Consider the following 22,820-nt stretch of genomic DNA (forward strand, 5'->3'; position numbering starts at 1 on the left):
AGCTCGCCAATATTTGGTCACCAATTCCGTTCCCTACATTTGTTGTATTCCTGCAACACTACCACATGTTCTGTACTAGTTTGTTTACAAAGGCATTGCCATTGCACAACTAAACATATACTATGCTCAGACGTCTCGCTCTTGCCATTTCTTGCCTCGTTTTGGCTGGAAGTACATACGCCACTGTTGACCAAAATGAAAGCGCCCTTCTGGTCAGTAAATTCAACGACCTTACCAACCAGTGGGCTTTGATCTCTTACGACCTCAGGACGTACGACGGGCTTAAGAAGTATTGCGCAGATCACTCCTTTAGAAGGAATGTAGCAGAGACCCTCAATGGCATCCACCATTACGACAGCCTTTTATATGAAAGACTAACTGTAAAGGCCAGGTTCAGCAACAACCATGAAATCAAGAAAGTAATTCATCAAATTGAGGCATTTGAAACCAAGTACAAAGCTGCCAACTTTTCAAAAACACTCTCGGAGGAATGCTCCGATCAAAGGTCTCTTGAGAAGAATTCAGATGAGCTAAGAAACGACATCGGCATGAACTCGTACGACAGTCAGGTAATTTTGCTGGAGGCTACTCTCGACAAGTATGTAAAAAATATTACGAAACTGATGGACCATATTAATGATCACATCCACCACTTGCACATTGATTGAGTAGTCCTTCCTCTATCGCTTCACGAACGCCAGTACCTGTGGCAGCTCGGGGCTAACTAGTACCCTGCCTTCAATGTCGACTACCGGCAATGAGATATTCCCCATGAACCTAGCTGCTTCAAGCTTTCTCAGCATCTCATCTGCCTTATCCTGATCCGCATCCACATCGTAAAAGGTGTACTTTATATTGAGAGAGTCCATCTTCTTTCTGAAATTAATACAGTGATCACAAGTATTAACTCCATAAACAATCATTTGCTTTTGAGTAGCGCTTTCAGCTGCCTTGTTTTCAGAAGTATCCTTCGTAGCCGGGCCGCAGGAAAGCAATAAGACAAATACCGAGAGAATGGAAATAGCTGCTATGTTCTTTTTCATAACCCAATCTTACGGATTTTTTATGTTTATCCATACTGCTTTTATACATCAGTAAGCACAGCTTTACACGACGGGTTACAACTCGTTTTGGTCAACACGTGTCATCATTTCATTATTCATTTGCAATGCCCGGTAAAGTCCTTGTATATTAACGCTGACGATACAATCAAAATGATGCAAAAGATCAGTCTGTTTCTTTTACTATCTGCCATTTACTTCGGCTGCTCGGTAAAGGTGGTGTCTTTCGAGAACCCCAGAACAAACTTTGGAAAATTTGAGGAGTACACTTTAAAGCGGCCAATGGCCGATAACAAGGATCTGACACCTGAAGGCAAGCAATTCATCGCCAGCTTCGAAGACGCCATTAATTCCGAGATGAAAAAGAGAGGTTATGACCTCACCTACTCTCCTGACCTGGAGGTAAGCTACGATATCGTTTCGAGCCGACAACGGGATACCAATGTAAATAGAAGCCCCTACTACTATAACCCGTGGTACTATGGAAACTATTACAATGTGTCACAGACCAACTACACCGAAAGCATTGTTATTGTGGAAATGAAGGACGCCACCACAGGCAAAACCGTGTGGCAGGGTAGCCTCGACCTTCGCTACACACGTAATTCCAAAAAGAAAGACAGCATCATCCCCGATGCTGTCGAACGAATCTTCAGTGACTACCCCTACCTGGCCGGTAGCAATAAAAAAGTTGAGGTTGAAGGAAAAAAGAAGAAAGGGTGATAATAAAGTATCCTGGTGCAAGTGTTTAGTTAAATACCATTCTTTCCCTACCTTTGCGGCTTCAATTGCAAAAATTCCATTTATGATTTCTGTTTCTAACGTCTCTCTCCAGTTCGGAAAGCGTGTATTATTTGATGAGGTCAACATCAAGTTCGTTCAGGGTAACTGTTATGGTGTGATCGGAGCCAATGGCGCCGGTAAATCCACTTTCCTTAAAATTCTATCAGGCGAGATGGCTGCGAACGCTGGCCAGGTAAGTATGGAGCCTGGCAAAAGAATGGCCGTATTGAATCAGAATCACTTCGAGTTTGACGAGGTGCCTGTTATTGAAACGGTAATGATGGGGCACAAAAAGCTATGGACTATCATAAAGGAAAAAGACGCCATTTACGCAAAGCCTGATTTTTCTGAAGAAGATGGCATCAAAGCTTCCGAGCTGGAGGCTGAGTTTGCAGAAATGGATGGCTGGAACGCCGAATCGGACGCTGCAGCCATGCTCAGTGGCCTTGGCATCGTAGAAGCCGACCACTACAAGCTGATGAAGGAATTGCCCGGCAACCTCAAAGTAAGAGTGTTGCTTGCACAAGCCCTTTTCGGTAATCCTGATGTACTTATTCTTGACGAACCTACCAACGACCTAGACATCCGTACGGTGTCGTGGCTGGAAGACTTCTTGCTGGAATTCAAGAACACAGTCATCGTGGTTTCTCACGACAGACACTTTTTGGACACCGTATGTACACATGTGGTTGACATTGACTTCAGCCAGGTAAAGTTATACACTGGTAACTATAGCTTCTGGTACGAGTCGAGCCAGCTAGCCCTTCAGCAGCGAGGCTCAGCCAATAAGAAGGCTGAAGAGAAAAAGAAAGAGTTGCAGGATTTCATCGCCCGTTTTAGTGCCAATGCTTCTAAGTCGAAGCAGGCCACCAGCCGAAGGAAACTGCTCGAAAAAATCAATATCGACGACATTCAGCCCTCCACCAGGCGATACCCAGCCATTATATTCAATCAAAGCCGCCAGGCTGGCGATCAAATTTTGGAAGTAAAAAATCTGGGGTACAGCACCGACGGCACAAACCTTTTTTCCGGGCTGGATCTTTTTGTTAACAAGGGAGATAAAATAGCTGTTTTGAGCAAAGACAGCATGGCCATTTCCGCCTTCTTTAAAGTGCTTATGGGTGAACTGAAGCCAAGCAAAGGTGAATTTAAATTTGGCCAAACCATTACTACCGCCTACCTACCCAACGAAAACGACAAGTTCTTTAATACAAGCGACAACCTGATTGATTGGCTGCGTCAGTTTTCAGAAGGAGAAAAAGACGAAGTGTTTATCAGAGGCTTCCTCGGAAAGATGCTTTTCTCTGGTGAAGAAGTCTTCAAGAAAGCAAGCGTTCTTTCCGGTGGCGAAAAGGTGCGTTGTATGATCAGCAAAATGATGCTGGCTCAGGGCAATGTGCTGATCCTGGACGAACCCACCAATCACCTCGATCTGGAATCCATTCAAGCATTCAACAACGCACTGGCAGATTTTCCGGGCACAGTGCTTTTCACGTCTCATGACCATCAGTTTACCCAAACAATTGCCAACCGGATCATTGAGCTAACGCCAAATGGTTGCCTTGATAAACTGATGACTTACGATGAGTACGTGGAAAACGAAAAGATTACAGCGCAGAGAGAAGAACTCTATGCCTGATCGGCGATAACCAGGGCCAGTGTTTTAAAAAGCTTTCCATCGGAGACGAGGTGACCGCTGCTTAGCATTAGAAAAAGCTCCTCTTCTCGTGCATTGTTGTAACGCTTTTCGGAGGTGAATAGCTCAATATCCGACGGAGGACTGGCTAAGGCCTTTTGCAAAAAAGCCGGATCGGTAAAATCGGCCGCTTCCCCTCCATACATCCCGCAAAGCACAATTTTGTCCTGAAGGCACTGATAGGTCATTACATGAGACCTTGTCCTGATTTCCAAAAACTCAGTTTTTCTCAATACGTCTTCGAAAACCACGTCGCTGAACAAATCCACTATTTTGCCTGCCTTGGCGGGAGTTTCCTTCTTCAACTTCTCCCAGTCGTCTGCGGTGATTCCGTTGACGATCAAATAGTCAATAAACTCCTTTTCAAGTGCTGTCAGTTCTTCCCTTGTTAGGGTACGGTATTTTGCCATAGGTGGCAAAGATAAGGCTCAAAACCGTTTCGTGGCGCCAAAAAATAGCACTAGAAATTAGTTGGTTCAATTTCCCTGCAGCAACGCCATGACAATTACGCTCTTTTCTGACCTGCTAACATTGAGATTGACTTGTCAGCTTGCTTGTTAATGTGCGCAGGAATATCCCTAACTAAGTATTATATCAACTACCTTTGTGCTCAAGATTCTCAAAATGATCGATCAATACTTAAGCAATCTGGGCATTTCTAAGCTCAACGAAATGCAGGAGGCTACAATAAAAGCCGCTGGAAAAGAAAAAGAGCTCATCTTACTTTCCCCCACAGGCTCTGGCAAAACCCTGGCTTTCCTGCTTTCCCTTCTTCCACGTCTGGTAAAGGATCAGCAAGGGATGCAAGCCCTCATCATTGCACCCTCCAGAGAGCTGGCAATTCAAATAGAGCAAGTGGCGAGAGGCATGAGTACCGGCTTCCGTGTCAATAGTTTCTACGGTGGTCATTCGCTGAGAACAGAGCTGAACAACCTCAGCAACCCTCCAGCCATCGCTATCGGCACACCGGGTCGGCTACTCGACCTGATCACAAAAGAGGCTTTCGACACAAAGAGTATTAAGCACCTTATCCTGGATGAGTTTGACAAGTCGCTCGAAATGGGTTTCGGTGGCGAGATGTCAAGTATCCTTGAGCACCTGACAAACCTTAAAACCAGGTTTCTTACCTCTGCCACACAGGCTGTTAAAATCCCTTCTTTTCTTAAAATGTCTGCGCCATATACCCTGGACTTCACCACCAGGTATGAGAACAAGGAAAGCAAATTAGATCAAAAAATGGTAGTGGCAGAGGGCAACGACAAGCTTGACGCTCTCTTTAAACTCCTTTGCCTCCTGGGCAGCAAGAAAAGTCTGATCTTTTGCAACCACAGGGAGGCTGTTGACAGAATTGGAGAGCTGTTGTCCGTCAAAGGTGTGGAACACAGGACTTACCATGGAAAGCTTGAACAGGATGCTCGTGAAAAAGTATTAGCCCAATTTCGCAACGGTAGCGTCAACGTTTTGCTCGCCACCGACCTGGCAGCCAGAGGGCTTGACATTGCAGAAATTGAAAATGTGATACACTACCAGCTTCCGCAAACGCAGGAGGCCTTTATCCACCGAAATGGCAGAACGGCCAGAATGAATGCTTCTGGCAGCTCTTACCTTTTACTGCTTCAATCGGAGAAACCACCAAAGTACCTGACCAAAAAGCCTCAACTGGTAACCCTGCCTGAAACGTTGCTCACCCCCCCTGCTCCTGCGTGGTCAACCCTTGAGTTTTCCGCCGGTAAAAAGGATAAGATCAATAAAGTAGATATTGTAGGCCTTCTCTTCAAAAAAGGTCTTTTGGAAAAGGGAGACATTGGCTTGATAGACGTGACGGACAAGGCTGCTTATGCTGCTGTGAACAGAGAGAAAGCTGTGAAAACAGCCATGAAAGTGAGTGGAGAAAAAATAAAGAAGATAAAAGTCAGAGTCTCGGTGCTTTAGGAAAGTACCTAACGGCAAGCACAATAGCTAAAAGCAGAAAGGCCCGCTTCGCAGCAGGCCTTTCTTTTTGCAGATATAATGAATATGACTTAAGCAGCTACCTTTTTGGCGTCAGCTAATGATACCGCCTTGTGGGGCTTGATCTCTATAACACCCATTTTATCCAGCAGCTTGATAATATAATAAGTTGGATCTATTTCATGCCAACGAATTCCACCAAAATTTGCACGATTGCCATATTTGTGGTGGTTATTGTGATAGCTTTCGCCCATCATCAGGAAGTCTACGGGCAAGAAGTTTCGGGAAGTATCGCCAACCTCGAAATTTCTGTATCCATATTTGTGCGCAAACCAGTTGATAATCGCTCCATGAATTGGCGAAAGAATAAACTGCAATGGCAGAAACAGCCACAGCCACCATGCATCAGCGTACAAATAGTACACTCCTACATACAACGCACCCCAAAATACTCTTGAGTACCATGAACGAGCGAATTTATCAAAGGCATCCCATTTTGCAACTCCTTCGGTGAACCTCTTCTCCGGCACCACTCTTCCACTGGCAATGTCTGAGTAAATGGTCTTTGTTTTCCACATCATCTTGAAAATGGTCTCATCATACTTTGGAGAGTGGGGATCATTTTCTGTGTCAGCAAAAGCGTGGTGCATCCTGTGCATTACGCCATAGCCATAAGGGCTCAGGTAATTTGACCCCTGAAATATCCAGGTAAGTACAAAGAATACTTTCTCAGTGAACTTACTCATCGTAAACGCACCATGAGCTGCATAACGATGTAGGAAGAACGTTTGAAAGAACAATGACAAGTACCACTGGGCAATAAAAAAGGGTATGATAACTTCCATCTTGTTAGTAGTATTTTTTTACGGTTTAGATTTGACCTGTTTGTGATCTATTCCCTTAAGACAAAGTCAAATTTAATTTGTGACAGAATTAATAAAATATTTTTTTTCGTAGTGGCAACATAGCCTTTTTCCCGGCCAACTAAGCCTTTTGGCTGATCTCAAGTCTCAAACCCTCAATGAGCTCTTTGGGCTCCCCAAATGAGCAGGCCTTCTTGAAACTTTCAATAAGCTGAGCTGAGCTTACCATATCGAAATTTATCTTGCTGGTATCTATTGCAAGTTTCTCCTTAGCTCTGGAAAACAACTGGCGACAGTTCTCTTTCTTTTTATTGACAATCTGCTGAAGCTCGTCGTACTCAATATTGAACACCTCCCGCAGCAGGTAGACTGCCCTCTCCACAGGCTCCAACTTTTTATGCAACATTGCCAAGGCGGTGGAAATTTCGTGCTCTATATCGATATGAGAAAGATCCAGCTTCTCCACAAACTCCATTGGGTTAATGGCATCAAGGTATTCGTTCTTCTTTCGTTTGATCGAATTGAGATGATTGATGCAACTATTGGTCACCGACTTGATCAAATAAGCTTTTGTGTTCTTGATTTTTTCGTGATCTAGTGTTAACCACTTCAAAAAGGTGTCCTGCACAATGTCTTCGGCGTCTTGCCATGAGCCTACCATCTTCATGGCAAGCCTGTGAAGCAAGGGTTGATAGAGCGTTATCGTTTGAGCCTGATTCAATTTCTGAAATTATATACAAAGGTAAAGTCAATACCTTTAGTTAGCACTATTTGTTTTCGATTATTTAACCCTTAAACAATCGAAACACCAATAAAGTGCAATTTCGAATGGCAATTCTCAAGGTTGAATTGCCACAAGCCTGAGAAAATGATAATGTGCGGTCTGGAGATTGCTAACTGATGCAGTCTAAAAAGCAAAACGGGCAGGGATTAGTCATCCGCTGCCCGCTTCATTCTTCACTAGCCTTAACCAGTGAACAACGTCAAGCTATTGTTCATCCGCCTCAATCGCAACGTCACCTAGGTGGCACTACTCTTGACAAGATTCAAAGTACGCCGATCTCTCGACTTTTCTTTTTCTTCCCTGGGCCCTGCTGGCCGAGCAAACTATCTCTCACTTGATGAAATGAATTTCCGTATAAACCTTTGCAATAACAATTTTGCAAGCCCCTACTTTTCAACAACTTATACACGACATTATCAACACCCTGACCAGTGTTGTTCACCTCCATATCAACAGTATATCCACAATTGTCGGCCGGTTTACTTTCTCAATCCAGGTTTCGACTTAGCTTTGCGTCAAGTTCTTAGCCATGAATAAAGCAACTACCCTGGTCCTCGTTATTTGGGCATCACTTCTCGTAGTATCCTGTGACTCAAAAAACAGCCCATCTTCGAGCGAACAGTCATTTTCAACCCGCTTTCAGCAAATACCTTCCGCACTTCAGGAAGGCCTTAAGGCCCATGGAGGCCTTGAAAAATGGGCAAAATACGGCACGCTGAGCTATACCGTAGCCTCCAAAAGCATCCCGGAAAAGCATCTGATTGACCTGAATAGTAGAAAAGTGCTGATCACCACCGACAGCACCTTCACAATGGGTTTTGATGGGAAGGATGTTTGGGTAAGCCCAAACCTGGCAGCCTATCCAGGCTCCTCAGCCACTTTTTACCACAATCTTGTATTCTATTTCTTTTCCCTTCCTTTTGTCGTTGCCGACCCTGGGGTGAATCACCACGCTTTACCAGACATCACATTTGACGGAGTGGCTTACAGCAGGATCAGCATTACTTTTGGAAGTAATGTGGGCGAGTCTCCTGATGATCAGTACATACTTTGGTTCAGAAAATCAGACAAACTGCTAAGTATGATCAATTACTCAGTCATCTATTTTGATCCTGCCAATGCCAGTAAATTCAATGCTATGGTTTACGAAGAATGGCAAACTGTCAATGGCCTAAAAGTTCCTTCAAAATGGACTTCCTACAAATGGGAAAACGACTCCCTGGGAGGCAAAAGAGGCTCTACCTTGATAAAAGATGTATCCTTTCAGGAAAGCGCTCCAGGTGCTACCTTATTTCAAAAGCCGGAAACAGCTGAGATCGATACTAAACCCAATTAAATAACTACTTACTCAGATGATGGAGCCTGGAAGCTGGCCATTTCAGGCGCCATGTAGTGCCTAACTTCAAAGCTTTGTTGAGAATGGTTTTCATCTCTACGTGTTGATGTGTTCTCAAATGAATCAGGTAATAAAAGCCCCGGAACTGAACCTCAGTTACCGTAGCCTCCACACCTTTCCCATCTCCTGCCAAAGCCAGATCTTCGGGTCGTAGCATCCACTTGCCATTTACCTCGCTGGCCTTCACTCCCATTGATTCCAGATTTTTCCTGGTGAAGATGTTTACCTCGCCAAAAAAAGAAGCACCATAGGCGGTGGCTGGCTGGTTGTACATCTTTTTTGGGCTGGACAACATGTCCATTTTGCCAAGCCGTAAAAGAAGTATCTTGTCCGCCATGGAAAGCGCCTCTGCCGGGTCGTGAGTGACCATGACAACAGTAATGTCGAGCTCTCTATGGATCTCCTTTAAAACAGCCGTCATCTCGCTCTTAAGCATCACGTCAAGGTGGCTGAACGGTTCATCCAGTAGCAGCAACTCGGGTTCATCGGCGAGATTAACCGCCCATACTACTCTTTGCCTTTGTCCTCCAGACAGTTGATCGGGCCGTCGCTCCTCCAGGTCTTTTAGTCGACAAATTTTGATGAGTTCATCTACCCTTTGCGATTTGTACGGGTCACTGAAGGCCCTCAGTGCATGCCTTAGGTTTTCCCGCACCGTCATCTTCTCCTGAAGCTCCAATTCCTGAGTAATCAGTTTTATATGGTTGTAGCCAGGAACTAAGCGGTCGATGGGCCCCTGGATAAGACCGCCACCCCAGGTGATTTTTCCATCGCTTAAATCGACCAAGCCTGCTATCGAACGCAGCAATGTTGTTTTACCGGATCCACTGGCGCCAGAGATGACCAAAAAAGAACCCCGGGGCACATTGAAACTAAGCTTCGAGAGTGCTTTTGTCTCAACCCCGGGGTACTTTACACTGCATGTAGTAACTTCCAAACCTTCAGGCATGCCCAAAGGTATTTCATTTTTTTAACCCAATCGAATTTTAATCAAGTTGGCCAATAATTTAAGGCTTTCATCGAGATAGACGTCCTTTGGTTCCTTTCTATCTGTGCCAGCTTCTTTCACCTCTGAGTCGTTTATCTGAGTACTTAGGTCTCTGATAGATTCTCTGGCTGCTCTCACATCATCTATTTCAGCCTTTCTTATAGTGTAGTTTAGAGAAATTTCATTTTTTGAGCGTGCTTTTTTTGCTTCTTCTATGTCATACTGTAGCTCTTTGAACTCTGCATTGTTCTGCAAGTCAAGCGAATAAATGCGTGTTAGCTGCTCTATAAGTTTGCTGTCAATTTTATTTACCGGAGTAAAACTGGAGCTTCTGATTTGATCCCAGGGCAATGCACTTGGCTGCGAGCTTTCACCAAAACTATCCGCATCATATGCAGACGGGAATTCGATGTCAGGCTTCACTCCCAGGTGTTGTGTGCTGCTCCCGTTGACTCTATAATATTTGGACAACGTAAGTTTTACCTGCCCCAGTTTGGCAGTTTCCTGCGGCAAAAACTGATCAAGATCAACAAGCTGTTGTACTGTGCCTTTGCCAAAAGAGTTTTCACCAATGACTATACCTCTTTTATAGTCCTGAATAGCCCCTGCAAAAATTTCGCTGGCCGAAGCACTAAATCTGTTGACCAAAATTGCCAGGGGCCCGTTGTAGGCTATCTCGCTGTCCTTGTCAGTTCCTACGTCAATGGATCCGTCAGCATTCTTTACCTGCACTACAGGCCCCTTAGAGATAAAAAGACCAGACAAATTAATGGCTTCCTGGAGCGATCCACCCCCGTTGAACCTCAGGTCCATCATCACGCCGTCTACACCATCAGCCTCCAACTCAGCAAGAAGTCTTTTCACATCCCTTGTAGCACTCTTAAAGTCCTTCTCCCCCTTTTGAGCCCCCTCCCAGTCAAAGTAGAAAGACGGTAGGGTAATGACACCAAGCTTATAGGTCGTCCCGCCTTCGGTATAAGGTACAATCTTTTTAGAGGCCGTTTCTTCCTCCAGCTTCACCTTGTCCCTTACAAGGCGCAGCTCAACGGGCAAAGAGCCATCAGGCGCATCGTGAGGAACAATTTTCAAACGAACAACTGTTCCCTTCGGTCCTCTGATCAGCTGAACGACATCATCAAGTCGCCAGCCGATTACATCAACAAAGTCTTCTTTGTCTCCCTGAGCCACCGCTACAATTTTATCGTCTTTATAAATCTGCTTGCTCTTATAAGCCGGTCCGCCAGGAATTACCTCATACACCTGCGTATTATCCATTTGCTGAGTCAGCCTTGCACCAATGCCCTCAAGGGATTGTGCCATGTCAATCTGAAAGTTCTCTGATGTGATGGGCGAGAAATAGTTAGTATGTGGGTCAAAGGCCTCTGTAAATGAATTCATGAACATTTGAAAAGCATCTTCGCTATTGTACTGTTCAATCATTTTGTGATAGCGTCCATAACGGCTTGCCAGGGTGGTCTTGATGTCTTTCCACTCCTTGCCTTCAAGCTTCAACCCCAGTGCCTGGTACTTGATGGTTTTTCTCCACAGTTCGTCCAACTCGTCAAACGACTTAGCCCATGGCTCTTTTTCCCGGTCTGGCGTAAACATCTCATCTGAGTTGAAGTCAGGCTCGGTCTCCAATATCTTATTCACCTTGCTGATTCGATCCAGGGCTCTTTCTTGATACAGCCTGAACATTTGAAATGGCACATCGATATTTCCGGTAAGCAAGTAGTTGTCGAAATAGTCCTTGTAGCGCTTGAAATATTCAATATCGGACGCAACGAAGTACATCCGGTTGTTGTCCAGGTTAGTGATATAATTGTTAAATATCACATTAGAGAGAGAGTCATTCAGAGGTGTTTTTCTGTAATGATTCTGAAGAAGTAGACGAGTGATCAGGAGTGCCTCTTTGCCGTGTTCAGCATTTGGCACTATCAGCTTCGTTGTGTCAGCAATAACTTCGGCTTTTCCGGCTGAAGCTTGAATACCAGTGCCCAACAGCACAAACAAAAGGGCGACCGATAAGAATGATGCTTTATTCATAATTTTGTTTTGTCAATAATAATGTATCCAACGAAAATTAGGCCAGAATGATCTCTAGAAAAGAAATATTTCCATGACCGGGAAACAGTTTTGGCAAATTGGTTTCTCTATTCGGCATAGTTCGACTTAAGAATTCCTGAAAAGTATTATTTAAAAACAAAAAAAGCAGGTTTCCCTGCTTTAAATATCATTATTTGTTTGTGACGGCTAATACCTCACCACTTTGCCACTGCTATTTTGGTCGGCAATTAGTCTGTCAGGCGTTCCTTTGTATGTCACTCTGCCGCTACTACTAACGTCTGCCATTAGCTCCCTGCTTACCGACACATTTACCTTTCCGCTGCTGCTGACATCAGCTCTCACCTTTTCACTTTCCAGATCAAACCCATCGTAGTAACCTGAGCTGCTCCCATCTATTTCCTGAAATGTGGCCCGGCCACGGAGTGTCACCCGGCCACTGCTCGACACATCTACCTCAAGATCACTGCAATTTACCACCAACGACATTCTGCCTGAGCTACTGGCATCGGCATAAAAAGAAGTCGCATTAATAGTTTCTTCGGCAGTGACTCTGGCTGACGAGCCCACTGACACCCCTTCAAGCTCCCGATAGGTCAACCTGATTTTTATACTGCCCCTCCAGTTTCTGTTCCATCCATCAAGATGTATCTTCAGCTTGCTACCCGATACTTCAGTCAGAATATCTTCAAGATCAACCTCGTCAGAAGTAATTTCCGCCCTTTCCTCACTGCCCTTAACCAACTCGACCTCAATAGATTGAGAGACAGACAGCTGGCTGAAGGCCGGTAACCTTCTGGTTTCCTTCATCTGGGCATTCACCTGAAAAGAAATGAGCCCGACAAAAAGTAGTATAATAAGATGTTTCATGTGTGCAGTATAGTTTCGTTAATTAGTGCTTTGGTGAAAGACCGAAATTTAGAAAAGGGGTTGCAATTGTTTGAAAATCTTTTCGTTTCGATGAGGAAAGAAATTAGACCGGCTAATTGATGATGAGATTTTGCGTGTTGTCCGTTGTTTTTCTGGTGGCAGGGAGTTTGTCGGCCCAGAGTCCTGTGGGAAACAACAGTAGGGTATTAGAAGTAAGCCCCGAGCTTTCGGTACAAAGAGTAATCCCCAACAATCAAGGTGAATATGAGCTTTCATCCGGCGAAAAATATTTTACCTCGCTAGTGGTTAAAATATCAGGTTCCGATTCTTTCGAAACTTCTTCTATAGCCGCCGAAGGGAATTCTTATCCCCTTGAGGTTGATGAGCACACAGACTTAGATGGAGAACTTCAGAGTCTTCCTGTCATCTTCGACCTACCCGGACAAAATGCCAGATTGCGACTACCCAACGTAACTGAACCATTTTCAGTTTATTATATTAGTGCAGGTGAGCTGCCATCTTCTGCCCGCACAGCCGGTGAGCTCAAACCGTTGGTCACAACACCAGGTAGCTGTGAAGAGCCCGAAACTATCGATCAATCTGAATGGAGAAAAGGGCTTTCCGCACCGTCTTATTCGAGGAGCTACACAGAAACAGAACATCTCATTGTCCATCACTCCGCTACCTCCAATTCGCTTACAGACTATTACAATGTGGTTCGAAACATCTATATCTACCATACGCAAGTAAACGGCTGGTCCGACATTGGTTACAACTATTTGGTGGCACCTGACGGTACCATTTTTAAGGGAAGAGATCCGGCTGATGGTGAGCAAGACCTTGTGCTTGGGGCTCATTTTTGTGGAAAAAACTCCACCACCATGGGCGTTTGCATGATGGGCGACTACAGTACCACAGAGCCGAAGGAAGAGGCTATTTCTTCGCTGGAAGCACTACTCACATGGAAAGCATCAAAAGACATATTGGATGTACTGGGGAGCACGCCACATCCGCTCAACGGTGATCTAAATACTATTGCGGGACACAGACAGGGCTGCGCCACACAATGCCCTGGCGACAAGGTATTTGAAAAACTAGAAACAATACGGCAGGATGTCTTTGCAAATTTGCAGGCTTGTAGTGATCCGCTGGTGGTAAGCACCGTTACGTTTTATCCAAACCCAAGTGAAGGAGATGTGCTCATTGAACTACCCAAGGAAACGGAGCTTGAAGCTGTTGACTTGGTAACATTGAGCGGACAAAAACAGTCCATTGGACTAATCAACGAGGGCCTTAATGGGTACCGTGCAGTGACCTCTTTTCTTCAACCCGGAGTTTACGTGATGATGTTCAAACTAAAAAATGAACTCCCTCAATACAAAAAAATAATTCTTCGATAAGCGCTTACGTTATCAATGCGCTTTTACCTCAGCCAATTCAAGCACCTGAGCAAGATAAAACTGCCTGAAGTACAACTCCCTTGACTCCTCGTCCAGAAAAGCGTCTTTTGCCTTATTAAAATGTCTTACTTCCTTTGTTTTTAGCAATTTGAGAAGTCCTTCCGAAATTTTGTTATCTAATAGCATGGCAATAATAATTATAGGTCTTTACTTTTCAGGAAAGCAACATTAGCTCTTAACGTTACTACCCCCCATTTTTGTTACTTTTTTTCTGGCTAAATCTAGTCAGGTGAAGAAGCCTACTTGCGCAAAGCAGCGCTGCGTGTAGTAACCTTCCTCTACTTATTGTCAACAAAAAGGCGGTTTACCCCCATGCTGTTTTAAAAAAAGAATGACTTTATTGATTTTTTTTGATGACGACCTGCGCACTGGACACGCTACTCATGCCGAAGTAGCCGAGTATTACTCCCTCATCATCATTCAGGTATTTTAAGTTTCCCCTGACCAGCGAAGGTGGCGTGCTGGTAGACTTCCCGAGGCCAATAGCCTGTGTGTTAAGGTTTTTAAGGTATTCAAAAGCAGCTGCGTCAATTGTATATTGACTAACAGTGACAGTGTCGTCTATCTGGAATAACAGGCTTGATAGCTCAAAACCGAATTTTTTTCCATTGAAAAATCGGTCAGTAATGAGAATCATGTCTTCGGCTCCGCTGAACGAAATTCCGTTCTCCGCTACTTTCCAACGGTAGTAGTCATTTTCAGTCGCAGGATCCGACACGAAACCAGTCACCAAATAGCCCGAAGTAAATGATAAAGTTTCGGGCACAAAAATGTTCGGTACGAACGTATAGGTAAGTGTGTCTATTGGCGGAGCTGGTTTAAAAGAGTTTTCGTTTGAAACAATGATCTTATCCTCCCATTCCACCACAAGTTTGTAGTTCACGCCAGGCACACCCACAAACTCTGCTGAATCTGTTAGATACTCGCCGGGTTTTTCCGGATTTTCAGTCAAAAAATAGTTGACCCCCTTCGAATTGATGTAAACCTTTGCGTTGGATATTCTTGGGTTTGTCTCAGGCGAATCAAAGGGTAAAGTCTGAGAAAGGCTAACACGGTAAGGGCCTGGTTGATCGGTAATCCATCCTTCAACCACCAGGTAAGTGCTACCGGAAGGCAAATCGATCGAGATAGGGTCTTCGCATGCCAGTAGCACAAAGGAGCTTAAAATAATAGCTAGCAGGGCTGATCTACGCATCCGTCAGAATTTGAAATTATAGGAAACTGATGGGATTATTGTGCCCAACACAGAATACCTTATGGTTTCTGTTTGGCTTGGGTCTAGAGCGCTTTGCCTGAAAAGGTAAGAATAGGCGTTCCGCCGGGCGTATACATTGTAGATGGAAAACGTCCAGCTGCTTTTAAACTTTCTTTCAAGACTTTTTCTGCTCACGTAAGTTGTCGACAGATCCAGCCTATGGTAGTCGGAAAGCCTGCCCTGATTACGTTTTGAGAAATTTGGCACTATCACACCATCATAAACGTATTTTGCGTCTGGCAGGGTTACGGGGCGCCCTGTGCTGAAATTAAACGTAGCAGAGAAGCTCCATTGTCTGCCTTCGTCATAAATACTCACCACTGAAACGTCATGCGTTCTGTCATAATCGCTGGGGAAAAAATCTCCATCATTTAGTGTTTCTTCCACTGTTGCTCCCTTTATCTGTGTCTCCGCTCTCGCCAGGGTATAACTTATCCAGCCCCGAAGCACCCCCTCAGGCCAAAGCCTCGATGCTTAAGGCCAGTTACAACAAAAACTATCAATACATCCACAGAATTACTAATAGTATCTCGCCTGCACCTACCGACATATGGAAACTCAGTGACAGGTATATTAAGCCGCAAGTGTCGAATCAATGGACCCTAGGCTACTACAGAGATATGTTTAATGGAAATCTGGAACTCTCTCTTGAAGCATATTTTAAGTTGCTGTCAAATACAATAGCATTTAAGAATGGGGCCGACTTACTATTAAATGAAACTATTGAAACAGAGGTGCTTGCTGGTATTGGCAGGGCTTATGGCACTGAACTTCTTGTTATTTGCTTAATTTATAGCTTGCAACGAGTCTGGGCTCAAACCCTTCATAAAAGTCGATAATTTGACCAAATTTATACTGCACGGTGTCGACAATCGACGTTCTGCTTTTTGGTAACCCGTTTACATAAATATAGTCATTTGACGGGCCCAGGTAGTAAAAACGAGACCACCTTGCTCCTGCCACAGTTTCAATCCTTCTGCTCCACTTCTTCTCCCAACTGCCATACAGGGCTGGCTCTACAGCATGCTCCGAACTCAGCTTTATTTCCACCACCGAAGCGTCTTCAGTAAGCGGTATCCTGTCTCCAGGATTGAGCCTGTGGATAATAGACGAATAGCCAAAATTATAGGTATTGTCAGGGTTTGAATAAAAATTGAAATCGGACTTAAAAGTGTAGTTGAAAATGTAAGACGTTCCTATAAAATTGGAAATTTCGGAAGGGTCTTCCGTTTTATAACTGTACTCGCTCAGCGTGAACGTATGATTGCTGAATAGACGATTTCCAAAAATATGATTCCACCGGGCGATCAGCGCACTATTGCCCCAGGTTCGTTGAAATGTTTCTCCAACCTTGTTACGGTCTTTGCCAACATAGCCAGATAGATAAACCATATTTTTGGAGTTCAAATCGTAGTTGAGTTTCATATTGAAGTCGGCAAAGTTGAGGGTACTCCTCCTTACATTGTTGTCGCCCAGTTCATAATTGATATTAAACAATGAAGACCGCACCGATGCCAGGAATGAGCTTTTTCCTTTTACAAATGGCCCTTCCGCTACCAACCTACCTGACAAAAGCCCAAGTCCTCCTGAAAAAGCAAATCGTTCCTTGTTGCCCTCTCTCTGTCTCACACTCACCACTGAAGACGTTCTGCCACCGTAGGACGCCGGTATATCACCTTTATATATTTCTATGTCGTTGATCGCCTCAGGGTTGAAAACGCCCACTAGTCCAAAAAAATGAGATGTATTGAAAATGACGGCTTCATCCAGCAGTATCAGGTTATTGTCGGCCGATCCGCCCCTTACATTAATACCAGTGGCGTCCTCCCCAACGTTTCTGATGCCTGGCAGCAGCAATGCCCCCTGCAGCACATCTACTTCGCTGAGAAAGTAGGGAATCTTGCCAAAGATGTTTCGGCTTATCTTGTGATAACCAGTGTTTTTAGCTGTCAGCAAAACGTCAAAGTCCTTTGGAGACACGACCAATTCGGGCAAATTGGCCTCTGCCGACTCAAGAGAAAAGTTTTCTTCTGTCGACTCTGCCAAAGTCAACCTGGTCTCGATTGACTTATAGCCTACAAATGAGACACGAATATCGTAAACTCCCTTAGGCAATGAGAGCGAGAAAAAACCGTAGGAGTTGGTAGAAGACCCAGTTTTAAGAGAATCAATCCAGATTGTGGCACCAATCAGGGCCTCGCCAGTGCTGGCCTCTCGCACCTGGCCTTTCATGGTTACGTTGTCATTTTTTAGCGGAGCCTTATTTTTGACGGCTATCAGCAAGATTAGGTTGCCTTCAAACTGATACTTCAGATTTTCAGCAAGCACTATCTTGTCGAGCAAATCATCCAGCAAAATAGTGCTTCCATTGACTTTGATCTTCTTGTCGAATGGAATCGACTGATCAACGTAGGAGGGTTTGAAAGAGGTTTGGTCAGCTATCAGGCGCAAAGCTTGCCTGACAGAAAGGCTAGCTTCGCCGTCAGGCATTATCACAACCACGTCAGTGTGACTACTCTGAGCGACTAATGCTGAGCTTGCCGACAGCAAGCAAATGTGAAAGATAAAACAGACTCTTAAAAACGTTGGCATACTCCCGAAAGCGACCTCTAAATAAAGACATGTTTCGTCTATAAAAGGTAACTATAGGAGTAATAAATAAAAAAAGAGGTTGGAAGTTCCCTGGTCTAATTTTCGCAGGGCTCCGCAAGAATTACATATGAATCACCTTTTTGCTCCACTGATCCATTCAGTAGCGTAGCTATCACGTTCAGACTTTCCTGAAGGCTGAGGTTATCAAGGGTTACACTTACCTTGCATGCATTCAATGCTTCATTGCCCAGTGTGATTTTAGCCTGGTAGTGATCTTGTACTTGTTTCAGTACTTTATCCAGTGGCCGATTAGAAAAAGTCATCATGCCTGTTTTCCAGGAAAGAAAATTCATGTCGGTTATATCGGATCTCCTAATGACGTTATCTTTCATTAGTACGTCCACCTGTTGATTTTTTTGGAGCATAAGAACCTTTTCCAGAGCTGAGGCTTCCACAGTTCCATCAATCACAGCAAGCCTGACCCCTTCCTTCGTGTTTTTCAGATTAAACTCTGTACCCAACACTTTAGCCGTCATACCGTTCGACTCCACAACAAAAGGATGCTCAGCATCGTGAGTTACTTTAAAATAAGCTTCCCCTTTCAACTTGATATTTCTGGGCTCATCCTCAGAATAAGATATCTGGCTATTGGCGTTGAGCCAAACTGAAGAGCCATCAGGTAGCGTAGTCTCCTTTACCTTCTCATTGGCATTAACTACGGCGGTTTCGGAAAAAGCCTGACTAGTGACAGTCGATTGAAACACAAAATAGCTGCCAACGATGAGAGCAAGACTTGCAGCAGCCCAGTAGAAGTACCTCAAAGCAAACTCCTTCTTTTCCACACTAAGTCTGCTCTTTACTTTACCCCATGCACATTCCACATCAGGGCAATAGTCCGAGGTGTCAAGGGATGCATGCTCCCATACCTTAATCGTCTCTTGAAGCTCGACTGATTGATGAACATCAACGTTCTTCTCAGCTTCAGAAGCACCTTTTGCTTTACCGTTAAAATATTCGACTAAGTCTCGTTGCATTATAATCAGGTGTATTCAATTAGATGTCAAGGATTTTCATCCTAACCCCCAAGCTATCTACAAAAAGTTTTCGATTAAGGCCAGCAAAATTACTCCCAGCTTATCAACGTACGGCTTCAGGCTTACTCTGAGCTTTTTGAGCGCTATGCTCATTTGATTCTCTACTGTCTTTACTGACAGTTCCAGCTTTTCAGCAATCTCCTGATAGGTAAGCCCTTCTTCCCTGCTGAGCACAAAAATAACTTTGCATCGGTCTGGCAATAAATCAATAGCCTTCTGGACGATTGAATACAGCTCATTGTACTCAATTTGAGTTGGATCTGACAGGTCAGCCTTTTCACTTAAATTATCCACATCCTCCTTTTTCAACTCCTTGGGCAGTTGCAATTTGAGGTAGTTGATTGACCTGTTGCGAACGGATGCTACGAGATAGGCTTTAACAGAATAGCTAATATTGATCTCTTCACGCCGCTCCCAAAAGTTCACGAAAACTTCCTGAACCACTTCTTCTGCCACTTCATTATTGCGGGTCAGTTTCAGCGCATACCGACACAATTCCGTGTAATGCTGTTTGAAGAGTACTTCTAGTGAAGATAAGTTATCAGGAAGCAGTTGGCTCAATTTTAAAATCTATAAAACTCTACAAAGACAGCCGAAATTAATGATTGGTGTGGAATACTAAAAAAGGAAAGCCCCGTAAAACGAGGCATTTCCTTAACAACCAACCAAACCTAATGTTTATTAGTTCAACGAAGACTTTTTTGAAATATTGAGTCCTCATTTCTATTTTAACAACCTTGAGCTTAAAGACCCTAACTACCCCCAACTGGTTGTAGAGTGCTCAGCAAATAATTGGAGAGCACGTAGTAGCCTAAGTTAGTGCTGGTGGACGTTCTTCCGCTTGTCGTAAGCAAATAAACCATGTCGTATTCAGGCAATACAAACATATAGTGATCTTCGTCGCTGAGCGCATAAAAGGTTCTGTTCTCAGGAAAATAGACCGACCATGAGCTGTCATCAGAAAACCTCCACCATAAATACCCTATATCCGAAAAGCTGGAAATCCGATGCTGAGTATTTGTCGACAACCCGACCCAGCTGGCACTCACAATTCGATTGCCGAGCCAGCTTCCATTGTTGAGCATAAGATCTCCAATCTTCAATAAATCAAGCGGCTTTATAGCAAGTCCCAGCGAAAGGTCACTCAACCCATCGTCATCTTTTCTCACCGTCCAGTCATTGATTTGCAGAGGTTTAAAGAGCCACTCATTCACCATCTCGTCGACCGACAAACCAGTAGCAGATTCGAGCGCCTCGAGTACGATGAGGCTGCCCGCCGAATTCTGAGAAAACCTTTGGCCCGGAATGCTCTCCATTGGTTTTTTAAGCAAAAACTCCACCGCACTTGGGGCCGTCTTTATCACATTCACATCGTTGGACGAGGAGTTGACTCCTGACAGCGTTTCGTTCCACGAAAGTCCCGATTTCATGGTGAGAATATCCTTGAACCGGATTCTCTTCTTTAGTTGGTCAGCTTCGAAATACGACTGGCGTTCGGGCAAATACTTGTAAACCGAGTCCTCAACTCCGTTAATGAAACCGCCGTCAATAGCAATACCTACCAGCAGAGAAACAATGATGTTACCCATACTTCCTATGCCCTGAAGCGAGTCTCTTGTGTAGAAACCATAGTAGTCTTCGAAAACCACCTTGTTGTCTTTCAAAACCAGCATACTGCCAATGCCACCAAGGCGACCCGCATCAAAAAGGCTGTCTAATGCCAAAAGCAAAGGCTCATCGAAACCCGATATCCTTGGATCTTCGTAATCCCATGGTGAGTCATCGGGCCGTACGTCATCATTCCATTTGCAGCTCTGAGGAAGGAGCATGAAGACGGCGACAATAAGAAAGTGGATTCGACGCATCAAAACAGCCCTATTTTAATCATGACATTCAATGTGAGTCCTGAGAAGTCATCATCGGATATTTCTGGAATATCCAATCCTTTGACCAATCGATAGCCTACCTCGCCATGCAAAATGGCGAAAGGAAGAAATTTGTAGTCGCAGCCAGCAGATGGCTGCACAAATAGCGCATAGTCTTCGAACATGTTATAGAAATTGTCCCGCCGTTCCCAAAACACCTTCCCCTGCCCCACTCTTGCATCAAATGTAAACTGAAAGGGCTTTTCCAAAGTTGTTTTGTATCCGGTCCACAAGCCTACATGGCTGTATTTCATACTGAATTCATTAGGGAAAATCAGTCTTTGATTGTAGTCTCCCATATAAACAGATCCGTAAGCTCCAACATGGTAGTGACCGTAGAACAAAAAGCCCAAACCACCGCCCAGATTAACACCGTTTGCCTGCCGGAGGTAGGCGGGTTCAACGTAGCACGCAACCCAAACACCATATTTCCTTTCCGGTTTATTGATTTGTTTCGTTTGCAGTTTGACAGAATCAACAGCAAGCGAATCAACAGCCTGCGATAGTGCCTGCCATGTCGCTGCCATCATTATCAAAACAAAAAAGCCGATTTTCATAGTTTAGAAAACATGGTGACTCTGTTAACCCCTTATTCATCTTTCTCTAAGGTACTCAATTCAATGCTCAATGCCTTTGTAGATATTTGCGTCTCGTAAAATGAAAGCCCAAGAGAAACCAAAAGCAGAACGAGGCTAGCGACAAATAAGTAGTTGCCGAGTTGGCCATTGTCGAGGTATAAGAACAGAATCGAAAGCACACAACCCAGGAAGCTTAAAATACCGAACGCCTGCATGTTTCTGATGAGCAAAAGCCGCAAACGTAAGTTCTTAATTTGCTCCCGGATGGGCACGTTGTTTTCGCCGTGAGAATCAGCTTGTCTTTTGTGGAGCCCTCTGATCAGGCTGGCAATCGCTAAAAACCGGTTGGTATACGCCAAAAGCAACAAAGTGATGGCTGGAAACAACAGTGCCGGAGTGCTTAGTTCTAGTTGCATATCACAAATTTACCCTGTCAATTTCTTGCCTTTGCCATTGAAAATTTCTCCCGATCAATTGCTGAATTTTGGTTAAGCTAACAAAAGATTTTGCAACTACCTTATCAAACGGAGCAGTTTCAATATTGAGTATTCGGCTAATCTCATCTCCAAGTAAATACTCCATAAGAGCGGAAACAGGTAAATTAGCGGAGTTATTTCGCATTTCAACTTCTATATGCCCTCTAAGTGCGGTTGCTAGTTCAGTCCCCTCAACAGATTTAGAAAAGTGCCTTTTCACTATGTGCTTTTCCAGCGCCAACGCCTCCTTTGTACTACCCTTTAGTAGTTCTCTTTCAATCCCCAGCCACTGCCCTATCAGGTTCCAGTATTGTAAAAAGTCCTTACTTTCTGCGCCCTTTACGTCGACACCCAACTTTCGTAGCCCACGCAACACTATTAACGAGAACGCTAAGTTTGTTCCAGCCATGTCCTCCTGGTTAATTGGAAGTCCCCAACTGGCCTGCCAAAAAGGTTGATTCTTTATGTAATACCTGGTGAGTGCATGCATAAGCCTTACTTTGAGAATACTCCTGAAGCCCCTTCCATGGGCATCAAATGCTCCAGGCTCAGACACATCAATCACAAAGGAGCCGGTTTCGACTAGCCGCTTGCCCGGGGCTTCCCTAAGCCGTTTGGAGTGATACAAAACTTTAGCGCCGTTGGCGGCCGCATAGCAGTACGGAAGCGAATAGAGTCCCAGGCAGAGCAGAATCAGAGGTTGATGTTTGGAGAAAAATTCCTGAGCACTCTTTAAGTGCTTCGGCAGGCTATTTTGAGGTAGCGCCTCATTTTGATTGATGAAATTTATAAGCTCTTTGGGCCAGGTATCATCGGGCTGCTGGCTATTAAGAGAGAAGTTCTTCCATTTGCCCGACCCCCAAAGCTCAGGCATATCTCGTTGAATGACTTCAACAACAGCGTCGGCGGGAGGATCACCAATGAGCCTAAATTTTTCTAAATCCATAAAAAAAGCATGCAGTTAACGGTATAACCCTGCATGCTT

General features: G+C 44.4%; 23 protein-coding genes. 6 read left to right on the plus strand and 17 right to left on the minus strand.

Annotated elements, in window-relative coordinates:
- Positions 1–122: 122 nt before the first annotated feature.
- A complete protein-coding gene (locus tag GC130_RS03540) occupies positions 123–668 on the plus strand; it encodes a hypothetical protein (protein ID WP_151996883.1) in 546 nt (181 codons plus the stop codon).
- A gap of 12 nt (positions 669–680) precedes the next feature.
- Here GC130_RS03540 and GC130_RS03545 read toward each other — a convergent pair whose 3' ends face one another.
- Entirely contained in the window at positions 681–1,043 is a 363-nt protein-coding gene (locus GC130_RS03545) for a glutaredoxin family protein (protein WP_151996884.1), read from the minus strand.
- Positions 1,044–1,214: 171 nt separating this feature from the next.
- On the opposite strand from GC130_RS03545, the gene GC130_RS03550 reads away from it, so the two are divergent.
- A complete protein-coding gene (locus tag GC130_RS03550) occupies positions 1,215–1,784 on the plus strand; it encodes a DUF4136 domain-containing protein (protein WP_151996885.1) in 570 nt (189 codons plus the stop codon).
- Positions 1,785–1,866: 82 nt separating this feature from the next.
- A complete protein-coding gene (locus GC130_RS03555) occupies positions 1,867–3,483 on the plus strand; it encodes an ABC-F family ATP-binding cassette domain-containing protein (RefSeq protein WP_151996886.1) in 1,617 nt (538 codons plus the stop codon).
- On the opposite strand, the gene GC130_RS03560 is transcribed toward GC130_RS03555, so the two are convergent.
- Entirely contained in the window at positions 3,474–3,950 is a 477-nt protein-coding gene (locus GC130_RS03560; protein WP_151996887.1) for a DUF6495 family protein, read from the minus strand. The two genes, GC130_RS03555 and GC130_RS03560, sit on opposite strands and share 10 nt — an antisense overlap.
- 214 nt (positions 3,951–4,164) lie before the next feature.
- Here GC130_RS03560 and GC130_RS03565 point away from each other — a divergent pair, with 214 nt between their 5' ends.
- Positions 4,165–5,472, plus strand: coding sequence for a DEAD/DEAH box helicase (locus GC130_RS03565; RefSeq protein WP_151996888.1), 1,308 nt, complete (start codon positions 4,165–4,167; stop codon positions 5,470–5,472).
- 89 nt (positions 5,473–5,561) lie between these two features.
- Here the strand turns inward: GC130_RS03565 and GC130_RS03570 are convergent, their stop codons facing one another.
- Together GC130_RS03570 and GC130_RS03575 are read right to left on the minus strand one after the other, a co-directional pair.
- A complete protein-coding gene (locus GC130_RS03570) occupies positions 5,562–6,335 on the minus strand; it encodes an acyl-CoA desaturase (RefSeq protein ID WP_151996889.1) in 774 nt (257 codons plus the stop codon).
- A gap of 139 nt (positions 6,336–6,474) precedes the next feature.
- Positions 6,475–7,074: a sigma-70 family RNA polymerase sigma factor gene (locus tag GC130_RS03575; protein ID WP_151996890.1), complete on the minus strand. Its 600-nt coding sequence runs from the start codon at positions 7,072–7,074 to the stop codon at positions 6,475–6,477.
- A 592-nt stretch (positions 7,075–7,666) separates the two neighbouring features.
- Here GC130_RS03575 and GC130_RS03580 point away from each other — a divergent pair.
- Positions 7,667–8,473 (plus strand): hypothetical protein, encoded by an 807-nt coding sequence (locus GC130_RS03580; RefSeq protein ID WP_151996891.1) that lies wholly within the window; start codon positions 7,667–7,669, stop codon positions 8,471–8,473.
- Positions 8,474–8,477: 4 nt separating this feature from the next.
- Here the strand turns inward: GC130_RS03580 and GC130_RS03585 are convergent, their stop codons facing one another.
- From GC130_RS03585 to GC130_RS03595, 3 genes are all read right to left on the minus strand, one after another.
- A complete protein-coding gene (locus GC130_RS03585; RefSeq protein ID WP_151996892.1) occupies positions 8,478–9,482 on the minus strand; it encodes an ABC transporter ATP-binding protein in 1,005 nt (334 codons plus the stop codon).
- Positions 9,483–9,503: 21 nt separating this feature from the next.
- On the minus strand, positions 9,504–11,567 hold the full coding sequence (locus GC130_RS03590) for a carboxy terminal-processing peptidase (RefSeq protein ID WP_151996893.1): 2,064 nt from the start codon (positions 11,565–11,567) through the stop codon (positions 9,504–9,506).
- A 207-nt stretch (positions 11,568–11,774) separates the two neighbouring features.
- Positions 11,775–12,455, minus strand: a complete 681-nt coding sequence (locus GC130_RS03595) for a head GIN domain-containing protein (protein WP_151996894.1) — start codon at positions 12,453–12,455, stop codon at positions 11,775–11,777.
- A 119-nt stretch (positions 12,456–12,574) separates the two neighbouring features.
- On the opposite strand from GC130_RS03595, the gene GC130_RS03605 reads away from it, so the two are divergent.
- Positions 12,575–13,855: an N-acetylmuramoyl-L-alanine amidase gene (locus GC130_RS03605; protein WP_151996896.1), complete on the plus strand. Its 1,281-nt coding sequence runs from the start codon at positions 12,575–12,577 to the stop codon at positions 13,853–13,855.
- A gap of 12 nt (positions 13,856–13,867) precedes the next feature.
- Here the strand turns inward: GC130_RS03605 and GC130_RS28530 are convergent, their stop codons facing one another.
- From GC130_RS28530 to GC130_RS03650, 10 genes are all read right to left on the minus strand, one after another.
- Positions 13,868–14,041, minus strand: a complete 174-nt coding sequence (locus GC130_RS28530; protein WP_193217756.1) for a hypothetical protein — start codon at positions 14,039–14,041, stop codon at positions 13,868–13,870.
- A gap of 211 nt (positions 14,042–14,252) precedes the next feature.
- Entirely contained in the window at positions 14,253–15,110 is an 858-nt protein-coding gene (locus GC130_RS03610; RefSeq protein WP_151996897.1) for a DUF4249 domain-containing protein, read from the minus strand.
- A gap of 3 nt (positions 15,111–15,113) precedes the next feature.
- The gene (locus GC130_RS03615; RefSeq protein WP_151996898.1) at positions 15,114–15,557 is read right to left on the minus strand and encodes a hypothetical protein; all 444 of its coding nucleotides are present in this window, start codon (positions 15,555–15,557) and stop codon (positions 15,114–15,116) included.
- Between the two features lie 390 nt (positions 15,558–15,947).
- Complete coding sequence (locus tag GC130_RS03620) at positions 15,948–17,660, minus strand: TonB-dependent receptor (protein ID WP_193217757.1); 1,713 nt, start codon at positions 17,658–17,660, stop codon at positions 15,948–15,950.
- A 197-nt stretch (positions 17,661–17,857) separates the two neighbouring features.
- Positions 17,858–18,796 carry a FecR family protein gene (locus tag GC130_RS03625; RefSeq protein ID WP_151996900.1) on the minus strand — a complete coding sequence of 313 codons (939 nt, stop codon included), beginning with the start codon at positions 18,794–18,796 and terminating at the stop codon, positions 17,858–17,860.
- Positions 18,797–18,853: 57 nt separating this feature from the next.
- Positions 18,854–19,417, minus strand: a complete 564-nt coding sequence (locus GC130_RS03630) for an RNA polymerase sigma-70 factor (protein ID WP_193217758.1) — start codon at positions 19,415–19,417, stop codon at positions 18,854–18,856.
- 191 nt (positions 19,418–19,608) lie between these two features.
- A complete protein-coding gene (locus GC130_RS03635) occupies positions 19,609–20,721 on the minus strand; it encodes a serine hydrolase (protein ID WP_151996902.1) in 1,113 nt (370 codons plus the stop codon).
- Positions 20,721–21,338 (minus strand): hypothetical protein, encoded by a 618-nt coding sequence (locus GC130_RS03640; protein WP_151996903.1) that lies wholly within the window; start codon positions 21,336–21,338, stop codon positions 20,721–20,723. The genes GC130_RS03635 and GC130_RS03640 overlap by 1 nt, the downstream gene beginning before the upstream one ends.
- A 32-nt stretch (positions 21,339–21,370) precedes the next feature.
- Positions 21,371–21,775, minus strand: coding sequence for a DUF2721 domain-containing protein (locus GC130_RS03645; protein WP_151996904.1), 405 nt, complete (start codon positions 21,773–21,775; stop codon positions 21,371–21,373).
- Position 21,776: 1 nt separating this feature from the next.
- Positions 21,777–22,781, minus strand: a complete 1,005-nt coding sequence (locus tag GC130_RS03650) for an oxygenase MpaB family protein (protein ID WP_151996905.1) — start codon at positions 22,779–22,781, stop codon at positions 21,777–21,779.
- Positions 22,782–22,820 lie beyond the last annotated feature (39 nt).

Source organism: Imperialibacter sp. EC-SDR9, assembly GCF_902498805.1.
Classification (GTDB): Bacteria; Bacteroidota; Bacteroidia; order Cytophagales; family Cyclobacteriaceae; genus Imperialibacter.

Bases quoted from the DNA above. Each gene is read 5' to 3' on its own strand.
- GC130_RS03565 (WP_151996888.1), top strand. From the start codon at position 4,165: ATGATCGATCAATACTTAAGCAATCTGGGCATTTCTAAGCTCAACGAA.
- GC130_RS03620 (WP_193217757.1), bottom strand. From the start codon at position 17,660: ATGCCTGACGGCGAAGCTAGCCTTTCTGTCAGGCAAGCTTTGCGCCTG.
- GC130_RS03590 (WP_151996893.1), bottom strand. From the start codon at position 11,567: ATGAATAAAGCATCATTCTTATCGGTCGCCCTTTTGTTTGTGCTGTTG.
- GC130_RS03560 (WP_151996887.1), bottom strand. From the start codon at position 3,950: ATGGCAAAATACCGTACCCTAACAAGGGAAGAACTGACAGCACTTGAA.
- GC130_RS03570 (WP_151996889.1), bottom strand. From the start codon at position 6,335: ATGGAAGTTATCATACCCTTTTTTATTGCCCAGTGGTACTTGTCATTG.
- GC130_RS03650 (WP_151996905.1), bottom strand. From the start codon at position 22,781: ATGGATTTAGAAAAATTTAGGCTCATTGGTGATCCTCCCGCCGACGCT.
- GC130_RS03605 (WP_151996896.1), top strand. From the start codon at position 12,575: ATGATGAGATTTTGCGTGTTGTCCGTTGTTTTTCTGGTGGCAGGGAGT.
- GC130_RS03540 (WP_151996883.1), top strand. From the start codon at position 123: ATGCTCAGACGTCTCGCTCTTGCCATTTCTTGCCTCGTTTTGGCTGGA.
- GC130_RS03595 (WP_151996894.1), bottom strand. From the start codon at position 12,455: ATGAAACATCTTATTATACTACTTTTTGTCGGGCTCATTTCTTTTCAG.
- GC130_RS03625 (WP_151996900.1), bottom strand. From the start codon at position 18,796: ATGCAACGAGACTTAGTCGAATATTTTAACGGTAAAGCAAAAGGTGCT.
- GC130_RS03585 (WP_151996892.1), bottom strand. From the start codon at position 9,482: ATGCCTGAAGGTTTGGAAGTTACTACATGCAGTGTAAAGTACCCCGGG.
- GC130_RS03545 (WP_151996884.1), bottom strand. From the start codon at position 1,043: ATGAAAAAGAACATAGCAGCTATTTCCATTCTCTCGGTATTTGTCTTA.
- GC130_RS03580 (WP_151996891.1), top strand. From the start codon at position 7,667: ATGAATAAAGCAACTACCCTGGTCCTCGTTATTTGGGCATCACTTCTC.
- GC130_RS03610 (WP_151996897.1), bottom strand. From the start codon at position 15,110: ATGCGTAGATCAGCCCTGCTAGCTATTATTTTAAGCTCCTTTGTGCTA.
- GC130_RS03550 (WP_151996885.1), top strand. From the start codon at position 1,215: ATGATGCAAAAGATCAGTCTGTTTCTTTTACTATCTGCCATTTACTTC.
- GC130_RS03645 (WP_151996904.1), bottom strand. From the start codon at position 21,775: ATGCAACTAGAACTAAGCACTCCGGCACTGTTGTTTCCAGCCATCACT.
- GC130_RS03635 (WP_151996902.1), bottom strand. From the start codon at position 20,721: ATGCGTCGAATCCACTTTCTTATTGTCGCCGTCTTCATGCTCCTTCCT.
- GC130_RS03555 (WP_151996886.1), top strand. From the start codon at position 1,867: ATGATTTCTGTTTCTAACGTCTCTCTCCAGTTCGGAAAGCGTGTATTA.
- GC130_RS28530 (WP_193217756.1), bottom strand. From the start codon at position 14,041: ATGCTATTAGATAACAAAATTTCGGAAGGACTTCTCAAATTGCTAAAA.
- GC130_RS03640 (WP_151996903.1), bottom strand. From the start codon at position 21,338: ATGAAAATCGGCTTTTTTGTTTTGATAATGATGGCAGCGACATGGCAG.